We start from the raw sequence: 13,650 nt of genomic DNA, 5'->3' as shown, positions 1-13,650 counted from the left end.
CTAGCCACCCCAGCCAAAATTGCGCGACAGTGATAAACGCAGGCTACGACCCGGCTGTGCTATCGCATTGGGATGCACCCGATAGCTGTTATCGAATGCGTTGTCCAGGGCGAGGTTGAACTCCCAGTCCTTCAACATGCCCTGGCGCGGCCGATACTGAACATAGAAATCAGCAGTTCCGTACCCCGCAGTCTGCAGTGCCCCTGAAGGCACATCGCGCCGGCCATCGGAAAGCACAAGGTTAGCCGCGAGCGTCAGCTGCCCCTCGAGCAGGTACACACCGGCTCCCAGCGTGGCACGATTGGGTTGCACACTGGCGAGATCTTCGCCGTTACGTCTCTCGCCATCGATCAATGTCAGGCCAGCAGAGACATAGCCAAGACGATGACTGATATCGGCTGACAGCTCGGCTCCCTGCAGCTCGGCATCAACATTGCGGTTGGTGGTACTGCCCGGAAACACCAGCGTTTCGGTAAACCGGTCAAACTGCGGCGGGCCGTCGATAAATATCACCACTTGATCGACATAGTCCGCGACATCGCTCTGCCATACGGTTGTCTCGACACTCAGTGTAAATTCTCGCTGGAATACGTTCTCCTGCTGCCAGCGCGCGCCCATTTGCACTTGTTCACTCTGCTCGGCGCGCAGCTCCGGTGTGGCAACAAACTCATTCACCACCACTTGTCCCGGCGCAAGCGGCACGATGAAGTGCACGCCATCAGCAAACAGCTCGCCAAGACTGGGGGCGCGAAATGCCTCAGCATACTCTGCCCACAGGTACAGTGATGTTATGGGCTGCCAGGAGATAGACAGCCGGGAAGTCAGCTCTTGATCGTCGCGGTCTGCAAAACTGCGATCGGCTCTATAGTCGAAAGCATCAAAACGCATACCGGGAATAACCGCAAAACCCCCGGGTAACGGCACTTCGGCCTGCAGGAACGCCGCCTGATACTCCACCTTTGCATCGGGGAACTGCGGCCTGGCAGCCCCGTTGCGGCGCCCGGACTGACGGTCTTCATACAGTTCGAGTCCGCCCGTCAGGCGCACCGCGTCCGCAAACGGCAAGGGAACCGTCGCTGTGTTGACGAGCTCTGCGCCGCGCGTGCGAAAGTCGCTCAGGTCCAACCGTGCGTCGTCCAGACGGAACTCGCGCGTGGTGACATTGTTTTCATAGGCGGTCAACGACAGGTCGAGCCACGGCCGATCGTCCGGCGCCAGCTGATAGCGGAGACGGTGGTTGCGCCGCTCGGTAGTGCGATCTACCAGATTGTCCGGCGTGGCCACTTCATTGGCATTGGTTGGATTGCGTCCATCATTGTCGAAAGACTCAAACGCCAACTCGAGGCGCTGCTGTTCTGGCGTGAAACCCAGCTTGAGCAAACTGGCTACCGACTCGTCGCGCGTCGCCAGAATATCGTTGCCACTCCCGTCGATCAGATTTTCCCCGAGAGAACGCCCGCTCAGGTGTGCCAATACATCATGGCGTGCTCCCGCCGCGTAGCCCGTGGCTCCGAGCCGCCACTCCTCGCCGTTGGACTGAAAGCCCGTGGTCAGACGCACACCGGCCGGCGCATCGCGTTTTGCCAGATCGCGCCCACTGGCGCTCTCCAACACGAAAGCACCGCCAAGCGCCCCACTACCGTAGAGCGATGAGCCGGCTCCACGCAAGACCTCTACCGACTTCAGCAAGGATGGATCCAGCAGAAAACGTCCTCCGTGCGCCTTGTTGTAGTTCAGCCGCGTGCCATCAATGCGAAGAACAACTTGTTCATCGCTGAATCCGCGAATCGATGGCTCCTCAGCAATGCGCCGCGGCCCACCCACAACGTTCACCGACGGCACTGACTCAAAGAGATCCTGATAGCCGAAGGGCTGTATCAGGTTGATGCTTTGGGCATCGATGATGCTGAGCGCTGCGGGTGTCGTGAATAACACACGCTCGGTGCGCGTGGCTGACACCACAATGGTTTCCAGGATATTCCCGGACGTCCGCGGTGCCGCTGTGCCGGGCACAGGGTCATCGGGCGTTGATGCATAAAGTGGCGTCATCGCCAGCAACATCGATATCGTCAATACAAGACGCATGGTGTACTCCAGTTCCGTCCGAAAAAGGTCAGGTTTTCGGCCTGGCTAGGCACACGCGTGCTGGCTTGGCTTTGCAGAACATGTCTGCACGCTCAAACTTTAATACTAATGATAGTCATTCGCAACACTTGAATAACAAATTTCCTCGCGAGACCTCGGCTGCCGCCCCACTAACGCAGCGCTCCATCGCTAACATTCGCAATTGCTCCACCAAACAGGCACCATCACAGGGCATGCATCCCAAGGATCGAGACATGAGAAAACAACTGCGCTACTGGCTGATCGGCATAGTCGGCATGCTCTCGGCGGGCGTACCCGCATTTTCGGCAACTCCCATTGAGCAGCAGCTAAGTGAACACATTGAGGCCAACCTGCCCGCGGCGACGGATTTGTTGATCCGCAGTGTGAACATCAACAGCGGCACCATGAACCTGGCCGGTGTGCGCGAGGTCGGCGATCTGTTCAGTGAGGCCTTCGCGCAGCTCGACTTCACCGTGGAGTGGGTGGATGGTTCCAGCTTCCAGCGTGCGGGTCACCTGGTAGCCCGCTATGCAGGCGCCGAGGCGGGTCGCAAGGTGCTGCTGATCGGACACCTCGACACCGTGTTCGAGCCGGACAGCCCGTTCCAGCGTTTCACCCGCATCGACGACGAACACGCCACCGGCCCCGGCATCGCCGATATGAAAGGCGGCAACGTCATCATGCTGCAGGCGTTATCCGCCTTGCGCGCCAGCGGTGTGCTGGAGCAGCTGGACGTCACCGTCGTGCTCACCGGTGACGAGGAATTGAGCGGCAAACCACTGGCGCTGTCCAAACAGGCCCTGATTGACGCCGCGCGCTACGCCGATGTGGCTCTGGGTTTCGAGAATGGGGACGGCGACTATCGCACCGCCAATGTATCGCGGCGCGGCAGTGTGAGCTGGCAGCTTGACGTTAGCGGCATCCCCGCGCACTCCTCTCAGGTGTTTCGTGAGGACATCGGGTCGGGCGCCATTTATGAGGCCGCGCGGATTATCAGCGCCTTCCACGACGACGAGGCGCTGCGCGGTGAGGAGTATCTCACTTTCAACCCGGGACGCATGGCCGGCGGCACCACGCTGCGCAACAACCCGGTGGACAACACCACCAGCACCTACGGCAAAAGCAACGTGGTGGCAGAATACGCGCTGGTGGAGGGCGACATTCGCGCCCTGTCGGCGGAACAACTGACACGCAGCAAAGCGCGCATGCAGGCCATCGTGGCAGAACACCTGCCCCAGACAGCGGCGGAACTCGCCTTCGACGAGGGCTACCCGCCCATGGCGCCCTCTGCGGGGAATCTGCGCTTGCTGGCGCTCTACTCACAAGTCAGTGAGGATCTGGGGTTCGGGCCGGTCACAGCGGTCAATCCGCTGCGCGCCGGGGCGGCGGACATTTCCTTCGCCGCAGACCATGTGGACATGGCCATCGACGGCCTGGGCATGAGCGGCAGCGAGGGCCACACGGTCAATGAAACCGGCTACCTGCCGTCCCTCGCCCTGCAGGCCAAGCGTGCGGCCGTGCTGCTCTACCGGCTGGCGCAGGAATAGCGTAGTGACGCCACCACGCTAGCCAATAAAGGCATTGTAGATTGCGCGCAGCGCCGGCGCGTAATCATCTGGCGCTACACCCACGATAATATTCAACTCCGAGGCGCCCTGGTTGATCAGCCGCACGTTCACGCCAGCGGTTGCCAGTGCGCTGAACACCTTGGCTGCAATACCCGGTGTGCGCGCCATTTCTTCGCCGACTATGGCGATCAGCGCAATGCTCGGCACGTACTCCAGCTCGTCGGGCTCCAGCGTACGGCGAATCTCATCCAGCAGGCCGTCGACCCGACCCTCCAGCCAGCGCGACTCCAGCACCACGCTCACGCTGTCAATCGCCGAGGGGCAATGCTCGAAGGGAATGTCATTGTGCTCGAGCACACCCAGCAGGCGATACACGAAGCCCACTTCGCGGTTCATCAGGTGCTTGCCTATGGTGATCATGGCAAAGTTCGACTTGCCCGCTACGCCTGCTATCTGTGTGCTCTGGATAACCTCGGGGGAGAGCTCGGCAACAATGCGCGTACCCGGATGTTGCGGCTCGTTCGTATTGCGAATATTGACCGGTATACCCACTTCGCGCACCGGCGCCATGGCTTCATCGTGCAAGACGCTGGCACCCATGTAGGACAGTTCGCGAATCTCTGCGTAGGTCACCTCGGCCATGGGCCGGGGGTTGGGCACAATGCGCGGGTCGGCCATCAACAGCCCAGACACATCGGTCCAGTTTTCATACAGCGCGGCATGCGCTGCGCGTGCTGCAACCGCACCGCTGACGTCGGAACCACCGCGGGAAAAGGTGCGCACCTCGCCTTTTGCATCTCTCCCGTAAAAGCCCGGTACCACGTAACGCCGGGTGCTGTCCTGCAGGCGTGCGCCGAGCAACGCCCAGGTGGCGGGATCGACCAGGCCGTTGCTGCCAATGACCACGCATTCCGCGGGCTCGACAAACTCGGCGCCCAGCCATGCCGCCAACAGCAGGCCCGAGAAATGCTCCCCGCGCGATGCCGCAAAGTCCGCACTCACGCCTGCGGCGAGCTGCGCCCGAAAATGCTCCAGGTGCTCGTGCATCATCGGCTGCATGCCCAGCTCCCGCTCAATCGCCGCAAAACGCTCGGCCACCTGGGCAAACGGCGCGGAAAAATCGGCGTTCATGCTCGCCGCGTGATGGCAGAGATACAGCAGGTCCGTGACCTTGGTATCCGCGCTGTCGCGCTTGCCGGGTGCCGAGGGGACAATGATGCTGCGACGGGGATCCGCCTCGATAATCGCCCGTACCTTGCGCAGCTGCGCCGCGCTCGCCAGGCTGGAACCGCCGAATTTACACACGATACGCTGCTGGGCGGCCGCACTCCCCGCCACCGCCTGATCTTGATCCGTCACTGCGATAATCCCGTACACTCGCGCACCGCCGGAGTGGGGTGCCGTAGAGCGACACAGTTTACTGGATAGGCAGGGCTGAGCTAAAGAGGTTGCATCAAAGAGGCCGCCGCGCTGCTGGCCCAGTAACGGCGAGAACGCGTACACTCCTGCACACCAACGACCTCACGACAAGGATCACACCCCCATGCTGACACTGCACGGTTTCTCCGCCAGTAATTATTACAACATCGTCAAACACTGCCTGCTGTACAAAGGCGTGGATTTCACCGAGAACCTGGTTTACCCGGGAGCGCCAGAGCTGCTCGCCGTAAGCCCGGCCGGCAAGGTGCCCGCACTGACCACGGAAAACGGCACCGCGCTCTCTGAAAGCAGCGTGCTGGTGGAGTACATCGAAGACGCCTATCCACAAACGCCGCTGCTGCCCGCAGACCCGGAACAGCGTGCCCTTGTGCGTCAGGTCATGAAGGTGGCGGAGCTGTATCTCGAACTGGCAGGACGACGGCTGCTGCCCGCCGTGCTGGCGAATGCCCCGGTGGCGGATGGCGTGAAGGAGGAGGTGCGCGCAACGCTCGACAAGGGCGCCGCCGGCCTGGCGCGTTTGGCCGCATTCTCGCCCTGGGTGTGTGGGGCCGATATGACGCTGGCAGACATCTACCTGCGTTATGCGTTGGCCATGCCCAAGCTGGTCGGCCCCAGCCAGCTCCAGTGGGACGTACTGCAGGCGGTACCCGGCCTCGCGGAATGGGATGCGCACATGGCAGAGGAAGCGGTGTCGAAGCAGGTAGACGCGGACCAGCAAGCCAATATGGCGGAGTTCATGGAGTACGTCAGCGCGGCCATACAGCGCGGCAAGTAGGGGTCATCAGCTGAGCTCGCGGGCCTCGGCCCGCAGCACTGGCTTGTCCACCTTGCCCGCCGCATTCAGTGGCAGGGCTTGCACGCGTCGCCAGGTCTTGGGCGTTTTGTAGCCGGCCAGCCGCGCGCGGCAGTGCGCCGCGAGCTCGCTATCGCTGGCCTCCCCGTCCAGCACCAGCACCGCGGCCACCTGTTCCCCCCACTGGGCGTCCGGCAAACCGATGACCGCGCAGTCTTTCACCGCGGGATGGTTGCGCAGCACTTCTTCCACCTCGCGCGACGCCACATTCTCGCCACCGCTGATAATCATGTCTTTCTTGCGATCCACGATGCTCAAATAACCTGCGCTATCGAAGCGGCCGACATCCCCGGTATGCAGCCACCCGTTCACCAGCGCGGCGGCCGTTGCCTCAGGCTGCTGCCAATAGCCACTCATGCACTGCGGCGCGTTCACCAGCACTTCACCGGCCACCCCGGGCGGGCAGGCCGCTCCGGCCCCATCCACGACCTTGAGCTGCACCGTCGCCAGGGGCTTGCCCACGGTGCGCAGCAACTCCGGCTGCCCCGCCACGGCGCGCTGGTGATCCTCCACGGTGAGGAAGGCCGCGCTGCCGGACAACTCCGTCATGCCGTAACTCTGGCAGAGGCCGACGCCAGTATCAGCGAGCAGCCTGCGCAGCAGGGTCTCCGGCATCGCGGAGGCGCCGTAGCCAATGGTGCGCACAGAGGCAAAGTCCGTCGGGGAAAACGCGGGGTCATCCAGCAGCATGGCGATCATGGTGGGCGCCAGCGACAGAGTGGTCACGCGCTGTTCCCGGCAGGCTCGAAGGGTGGCCTCGGGGGAAAACGACCGCAACAACACGACGGCGGCACCATACTGGTGTTGTAACAGCACATTGTGCGCCGCGACGTGAAACAGCGGAAACGGGTACAGGTAGGTGTCGCCCGGGAGCACCGGCCGCGCCAGTGCCGCAGACTCAAGCCCGGCCAGAAAGGACCGGTGGGTCAGCACCGCGCCCTTGGGCCTGCCGGTGGAACCCGAGGTGTACAGAATCCACACCGGATCATCCGCCGCAGTCGCGGGCAGAGTCGCCTGCGGCCCCTCCCGCCACTGTGCATAGTCGCCCTGTAAATCGACCACCGACAACGCCCGCGGCGCCCCCGGGTCCGCGCGCAGCGCGTGCATTAGCTCGGCATCGGCAAACAGCAGACTGACACCCGACGCGCCAAGTTGGTAACACCACTCCGGGGGTGCCAAACGCGCATTGAGGGGCACCAGGATGCGGCCACTGGCTGCCGCCGCGTACATCAACTCGATGAATTCGGGGCCATTGAAGGCGAGAATGCCGATACGGTCGCCGGGGTTACCGACGCTCGCCAGTCGTCCCGCGAGCTGAACCACGCGCGCCTGCAAGAGCGCGTAGCTTGTCGCCTGCCCCTGCCACCAGAGTGCCGTCGCTGTTGGCTGGCGCTGCGCCTGCAGTGCCAGCAGCTCGTGCAACCGCGTTGCCGAAGGCGCCGTTGTGCTACTCATGCACGGCCATACACGTATCGTGGGTCGCAAGGCCGACTCACAGGCTGACCTCGATGGCGGCAGTGACCTGCAGCGCCTTCTCCACCGCTTCTTCGATGCTATTGCCGCGCGCCAGCCCCACCCCGAGGCGCCGCTCGCCGCGCACTTCCGGCTTGCCGAACAGTCGCAGGTCTGTGTCGGGCAGGCTGAGCGCCTGTGCCAGGTTGCCGTAGCGCATGTTGCTGGAGTCTCCCGCTACCAGCAAAACCGCAGACGCCGCAGGGCCCCACTGGCGAATCGCCGGCACCGGCAACCCGAGAATGGCCCGCGCATGCAGTGCAAACTCCGAGAGGTTCTGCGAGATCAGCGTCACCAGCCCGGTATCGTGCGGCCGCGGGGACACTTCACTGAAGATCACCGCATCGCCCTTGATAAACAGCTCGACGCCAAAAATGCCGTGGCCACCCAGCGCATCGGTGACGGCGCTCGCCACCCGCTGTGCGTCGGCCAGCGCTGCCGCACTCATGGCCTGGGGCTGCCAGGACTCGCGGTAGTCGCCCTTTTCCTGCCGGTGTCCGATGGGTTCACAGAAGCGGGTACCGTCGCGGTGGCGCACGGTGAGCAAAGTGATTTCGTAGTCGAAGTCGACAAAGCCCTCGATGATGAGCTTGCCCGCCCCGCTGCGCCCGCCCGACTGGGCGTAATCCCAAGCCGGCTGGATATCCGCCGGCGACCGCAACGTGCTCTGCCCCTTGCCAGAGGAAGACATGATGGGTTTCACCACACAGGGCAGCCCTATCGCCTCCACCGCCGCTTCGTATTCCGCGCGGGTTGCCGCGAAGCGGTAGGGCGAGGTGGCCAGGCCGAGATCTTCGGCCGCCAGGCGACGAATGCCTTCGCGGTTCATGGTGAGCTGTGCGGCCTGCGCCGACGGCACCACGTGCCAGCCCTCGGCCTCCATGGCCACCAGTTCGTCTGTGGCGATCGCCTCAATTTCAGGCACAATCAGCTGTGGGCGCTCCTGTTCCACGAGCGCGCGCAGCGCTCTCCCATCCAGCATATTCACCACGTGCGCCCGATGTGCCACCTGCATGGCGGGCGCATGGGCATAACGATCAACCGCAATCACTTCGCAACCCAGGCGCATCAACTCAATCGCCACTTCCTTGCCCAGTTCGCCGCTGCCCAGCAGCATGACGCGCGTGGCGTCGGGCGTCAGTGGTGTTCCGATGGTTGTCATTGTTCAGGCTTCCCGCTGCGAAAACCGCCAGTTTATCATCCGTGCTCAGAACTGCAGCGGATATTGTGCCGGGGCGGGCTCGGCAATGTCCCGTGTGGGCTGCATTGGGGGCGCCTCGAAACCGGACAGACTGAGTCCCAGCAAGCGCACGCCGAGTGGCACCGGCAACAGACCGGCCAGCAGGGAGCGTGCCAGCGCCTCGAACTGCTCGCGGTCAACAATCGGCGCCGGCAGGGACTGCGCCCGGGTAACCTGCCGGAAGTCGGCATATTTCATTTTCAGGGTCAGTGTACGTCCCTGCGCGCCCTGCTGCGCAATACGCTGCCAGACAAGGTCGATAATGTCCTCCAGGGCAGCGTAAAGCTCTACGCTCGATGTCATGTCCTGCGCATAAGTGCGCTCTCCCCCCACCGACTTGCGCACCCGGTCCGGTCGCACGGGGCGGTCATCCTCACCGCGGCTCGCGCGATAGAGATACAGGGCCGATTTACCAAAATGCTGTTGCAAGGAACCCAGACTTTGAGCCCTTAAATCAGCGCCGGTGTGAATACCCAGGTCTGCCATGCGCTCTGCTGTGCGCGGCCCTACGCCATAGAAACGCCGCGTAGGCAGCGCAGCAACAAAGGCGGCGCCTTCCGCGGGCAGGACGACAAATTGGCCGTCAGGCTTATTCTGGTCTGACGCCACCTTGGCCAGGAACTTGTTGTAGCTGATGCCTGCGGAAGCCGTTAACCCCGTCTCCGCGAGAATATCCCGACGTATGCAGCTCGCCACACGGATGGCGCTGCCTATGCCCTGAAGATCCTCGGTCACGTCGAGGTAGGCCTCATCCAGCGACAAGGGCTCAACCAGGCTGCTGTACCCGTCGAAAATGGCGCGAATCTGCCGCGACACCGCCTTGTAGACCTCAAAACGCGGCTTCACGAAGGTGAGCTGCGGGCAGCGCCGCTTGGCGGTGACGGAGGGCATCGCCGAGCGCACACCGAACTGGCGCGCTTCATAACTGGCGGCTGCCACCACGCCACGCTCCGCCGAGCCGCCCACGGCGATGGGCCGACCGCGCAGCGCAGGGTTATCGCGCTGCTCTACACTGGCAAAGAAGGCATCCATGTCGATGTGAACGATCTTGCGCAGCACCTTTCGGGCTCCCCCACTCTGGCCGCGAAGATGCAGGCGGCGGGAGGCAACAAACAGGGTCTGCTACACTCACTCTACAGGCCTCCTGATCCGGGCAATGTGATTATCCCATGGAAACACCACAGCAACGCAAGATTCGCGAAGCCCTGAACCGCCCATCGCCCAACGACAGCAGCGCGAAGGAGAAGAGCGATCCGGAAACCAGCACCTCCCTGCAGGCGCACGCCCTTGAACACACCAACCCGGACTACGTACCCAAAACGCTGACACCCCACGAGTGGGAAGCGTGGTATGCGGAGCACGGGGTGCCCGCATCACACCGGCAAACGCCGAAAACCACGCCGGCAGCACAGTCGCTCTGGTCGCGCCTGAAGAATCTGTTTCGCCGCAGCTGAGTGACGGCAAGCGCGCACCTGGGCCAGAAAGCTGAACCGGGCCCGCCCGCCCGCTGCGGTATAGTGCCTCGATCGCCAATACCGAGGACACCACCCATGGAAGATTTTTCCCGTCGCACGTTGCTCAAGCAGGGCCTGCTGGCAGCCACTGCCGTCGCGCTGACTCCAAGCTTGCGCGCGAGCAGCGGCACCACCCTACCGCTGGAGGAATACCGCCAGTGGGATGCCCTGGACATCGCCGAGCGCGTGCGTGCGGGGGATGTCTCAGTGTCAGAAGTGCTGGAGACAGCCATTGCGCGGGCCCAGGCGGTAAACCCGACACTGAACTGCATCGTGGAGACACTCTACGACCGGGCGCGTGCAGCCGTTGCAAAGCCACTGCCTGCAGGTCCCTTTCACGGCGTGCCCTTCCTGCTCAAGGACCTGGGCATGATGCTGGAGGGCACCGTAACCACCCAAGGCTCGCGCTTCTATCGCGACAACGTAGCCGACTACACCAGCACGGTGGTCAGCCGCTATCAGGCCGCCGGGCTGGTGATCATGGGCAAAACCCACAGCCCCGAGTTCGGCGGCACCGGCAGCAGCGAATCCACCCTCTTCGGTGACACGCGCAATCCCTGGAATCTGGAGCACTCGGCGGGGGGATCCTCGGGCGGTTCGGCTGCCGCCGTTGCCGCCGGCATTCTGCCCATCGCCAACGCCACCGACGGCGGCGGTTCCATTCGCATTCCCGCCTCCGCCTGTGGCCTGTTCGGCATGAAGCCCAGCCGCGGGCGGGTACCCCACGGGCCGCATACCCTGTCATCGCTGATGTCGGTCACGCATGCCGTCTCCCGCAGCGTGCGCGACAGCGCGGCGCTGCTGGACGCCACCAGCGGCCCCGAACCCGGTCAGACGGTCATTGCGCCACCATCCGAAGGCAGCTTTCTCGAGGCCTCGATGCGCGCGCCGCGGGCGCTGCGTATCGGCCTCGTCACAACACCGCTGACACATACCCCGGTCGCGGGGGAATGCCTGACGGCGGTGCGCAACGCCGCCACACTCTGTACGCAATTGGGGCATAACGTGGAGGAGATTCAGCTACCGGTTGATCCCAGGCAGTTCTTTGCCGCCTTTGGTCCGGTCATGGCCGCGAATACCGTCGAGCGCGTCCACGCCAGGGAAAGGGCGCTGGGCCGCAAGGCAACCGAGAGCGACCTTGAACCGCTGATCTGGGAGCGCTACCTCGCCGACCGCGACAACAGCGCGGAGCAGCTGTTTTCCGCCATGCAGGTGCTGGAGCAGATCACGCGCGACATGGCGCTGCTGCAGCAAACTTACGACGTACTGCTCTCCCCCACGTTGACCACGCCACCGGTGAAACTGGGCAAACTCAGCCTGGACCAGGACAAGGCCAGCTACGAGCAGGAAGCCATCAGTGTGTCGGCATTCACCAGCCTGTTCAACGCCACCGGGCAGCCCGCCATGTCGGTGCCATTGCACTGGAGCGCGGAAGGCCTGCCGGTGGGTGTCATGTTTGCCGGGCGCTACGGCGAGGAGGCACTGCTGTTCCAACTGGCCGCGCAACTGGAAAAAGCGGCGCCCTGGTTCAACCAATTACCAACAGTGTGAACCCGGTCACCCAAGCTGTATGGCGCCTATTGGCAGGTCTGCGGTAACCTCATCACTGATTTCAGCCAAACACCACGCCATGAGCAAACCGGTTCCCATCGAGCTACGCGTCCCCCCCCAGGACGGTGCTCCATTCACACGTTTCGCCACCACCCTCGCGGGCGCGGCCGGGTGGTGCGATGCGCTGCCGATGGCAGATCCACCCGAGGTGGCGCAGCGGCTGCGCGACACCTTGCTGGAGCTCAATCGCGCGCCACTGGACCCGGAACTGCGCTATGAATTGCTGGAGACCCTGCGGCCCAGCCTGACACAGACCCTGACGCTGCTCGACCGCATGCTGATCAACCAGCCCCTGGCCATGCCACCACGCATGCAGGCGCTGGCTGCGGTTTCCGACCAGATCGGCGGGTTGGCGTGCACTGCCTATTCCATCTGCGTCATGCACGCGGCACGCGAGCCTGCACGAGTCACCCGCAGGGCACCCGCCAGACTGGTCTGCGAGGCGCTGGAACGCAGCCTGCACTATGCAGCACACAAGGTTCTCCTTGCACTCAACCTGCAGCTGCCCATCGAATCGCGCACCTGGTCAACGCTGCATCAACTCTACCTGCTGGGCGAGCGCTATCGACTGACAGACCTCGCCGTGCCCGCCGCCACCGGTGGTGAGAGCACCCTGCGGAACACCTGGCTACTGCCGCTGCTGCTGGCCTGTTGCCACACCGGCCAACTTCTGCGCAGCGACATCAACCAGCTTCACGCGGCCCTGCGACATTCGGTGTCGCGCTGCACCGTGCAGCCAGCGAGTGAACCCGGACTGTTCGCTGTCGATCTGGGAGGTGCCAGCCCGCCGGTATACCGCGCCAGCATGGCGACCCTGGGCAAGCAGGTGAGAGTGCTGGACACCACGGGGATGCTGGAACCACTGGCACAGGCCAGCGCCACCGCGCGCAAGGCGAGCCGCAGCGGCGTATTGCTGGGCGACACCCGAATTCCCCTGCCGGTGCTGGAACATTTGCTGGATTGCCTCGGCAGCGAGCGCGAGCGCGGGAGTCGCAGGGTGATTGTGCGGGAACCGTTACAGGCCGTCTTGGGCTTCAGCGCCACGCACTTTCACCTGGCCGGCGAGCGCACCCTCGACGAGCTGGTACAGAAGCCCGGGGGCCGGAAAGCCAACCCCAGCACCGAAAACCCTTTTCTGGCAGAGCGCAAAAATGACGACCCCTGGTCCGCCGCACCCGATACCGACCGCAGCCACTCTTCGCTGAACCGGGACGGCAGCATCAATGTGCTGGCTCGCGCCCGCACCGAAAAAACAGCCGCGCCCGAACTGCCTGCCGGATTCAGCGTTCTGCAGGTCACCACCGTGGATGCCAGCCCAGGGGGCTATTGCCTGGACTGGGGCGCCACTGCGCCCGCAGCAGTACGCAACGGTGAACTGGTCGGTTTACGCAGGGACCAGAAAGATCCCTGGCTACTGGGTGTCGTACGCTGGACACATCGGCAGCACAACAGTGGCACGATCACCGGTATTGAAGTCCTGGCTTCGCGGGCTGAATCCTGGGCCTGCCAAACCCTGCGCGACGGGGCCAGCCAGGCCTCCTCGTTGCGCGTCATTATCCTGCCGCCAAACCGGCTGTCGCAGGGGCGGGAGACCATCATTACGCCACGTACCGGTTTCACACCCGGCAACCACCTGCTGCTGCAACGCGGGCAGGACCAGCGCACCATCACGCTGGGCAAACAGATGGCGATCAGTGCGGGGATGAACCAGTTTGAGGTGCGGGAGGGGTTGTTGGCGGTGGAGGATACCGCCACTGTAGTGAAACAGCTGAATGATATCGACTACGCGCCTTAGCCCTCAATCTG

The 13,650-nt window shown here is 63.5% G+C and carries 10 protein-coding genes; 5 read left to right on the top strand and 5 right to left on the bottom strand.

Annotation, left to right across the window (positions count from 1 at the left end; genetic code table 11):
- Positions 1-2,085 carry a TonB-dependent receptor domain-containing protein gene (locus EGJ68_RS06065; RefSeq protein ID WP_123033581.1) on the bottom strand — a complete coding sequence of 695 codons (2,085 nt, stop codon included), beginning with the start codon at positions 2,083-2,085 and terminating at the stop codon, positions 1-3.
- A gap of 254 nt (positions 2,086-2,339) precedes the next feature.
- On the opposite strand from EGJ68_RS06065, the gene EGJ68_RS06060 reads away from it, so the two are divergent.
- Positions 2,340-3,653: a M20/M25/M40 family metallo-hydrolase gene (locus EGJ68_RS06060; RefSeq protein ID WP_123033580.1), complete on the top strand. Its 1,314-nt coding sequence runs from the start codon at positions 2,340-2,342 to the stop codon at positions 3,651-3,653.
- An 18-nt stretch (positions 3,654-3,671) separates the two neighbouring features.
- Here the strand turns inward: EGJ68_RS06060 and EGJ68_RS06055 are convergent, their stop codons facing one another.
- The gene (locus tag EGJ68_RS06055) at positions 3,672-5,033 is read right to left on the bottom strand and encodes an aspartate kinase (protein ID WP_199227937.1); all 1,362 of its coding nucleotides are present in this window, start codon (positions 5,031-5,033) and stop codon (positions 3,672-3,674) included.
- Positions 5,034-5,217: 184 nt separating this feature from the next.
- Here EGJ68_RS06055 and EGJ68_RS06050 point away from each other — a divergent pair, with 184 nt between their 5' ends.
- Positions 5,218-5,889: a glutathione S-transferase family protein gene (locus EGJ68_RS06050; protein ID WP_123033579.1), complete on the top strand. Its 672-nt coding sequence runs from the start codon at positions 5,218-5,220 to the stop codon at positions 5,887-5,889.
- 6 nt (positions 5,890-5,895) lie between these two features.
- Here the strand turns inward: EGJ68_RS06050 and EGJ68_RS06045 are convergent, their stop codons facing one another.
- Genes EGJ68_RS06045 through dinB form a run of 3 tightly spaced genes read right to left on the bottom strand, consistent with a single transcriptional unit; the run spans position 5,896 to position 9,778 of the window.
- Positions 5,896-7,422 carry an acyl-CoA synthetase gene (locus tag EGJ68_RS06045; protein ID WP_123033578.1) on the bottom strand — a complete coding sequence of 509 codons (1,527 nt, stop codon included), beginning with the start codon at positions 7,420-7,422 and terminating at the stop codon, positions 5,896-5,898.
- Between the two features lie 37 nt (positions 7,423-7,459).
- On the bottom strand, positions 7,460-8,641 hold the full coding sequence (gene purT, locus EGJ68_RS06040) for a formate-dependent phosphoribosylglycinamide formyltransferase (protein WP_123033577.1): 1,182 nt from the start codon (positions 8,639-8,641) through the stop codon (positions 7,460-7,462).
- A gap of 45 nt (positions 8,642-8,686) precedes the next feature.
- Complete coding sequence (dinB, locus tag EGJ68_RS06035) at positions 8,687-9,778, bottom strand: DNA polymerase IV (RefSeq protein ID WP_233248689.1); 1,092 nt, start codon at positions 9,776-9,778, stop codon at positions 8,687-8,689.
- A 110-nt stretch (positions 9,779-9,888) separates the two neighbouring features.
- Here dinB and EGJ68_RS06030 point away from each other — a divergent pair, with 110 nt between their 5' ends.
- The 3 genes from EGJ68_RS06030 (at position 9,889) to EGJ68_RS06020 (ending at position 13,639) form a co-directional block, all read left to right on the top strand.
- On the top strand, positions 9,889-10,173 hold the full coding sequence (locus EGJ68_RS06030) for a hypothetical protein (protein WP_123033576.1): 285 nt from the start codon (positions 9,889-9,891) through the stop codon (positions 10,171-10,173).
- A gap of 96 nt (positions 10,174-10,269) precedes the next feature.
- The gene (locus tag EGJ68_RS06025) at positions 10,270-11,784 is read left to right on the top strand and encodes an amidase (protein WP_123033575.1); all 1,515 of its coding nucleotides are present in this window, start codon (positions 10,270-10,272) and stop codon (positions 11,782-11,784) included.
- A gap of 79 nt (positions 11,785-11,863) precedes the next feature.
- Entirely contained in the window at positions 11,864-13,639 is a 1,776-nt protein-coding gene (locus EGJ68_RS06020) for a hypothetical protein (RefSeq protein WP_123033574.1), read from the top strand.
- Positions 13,640-13,650: the final 11 nt, after the last annotated feature.

The organism is Haliea alexandrii, assembly GCF_003719295.1.
GTDB lineage: Bacteria > Pseudomonadota > Gammaproteobacteria > Pseudomonadales > Halieaceae > Haliea > Haliea alexandrii.
Note: the sequence above shows the minus strand (reverse complement) of the source record. Positions and strands in the feature narration are given on the sequence as shown.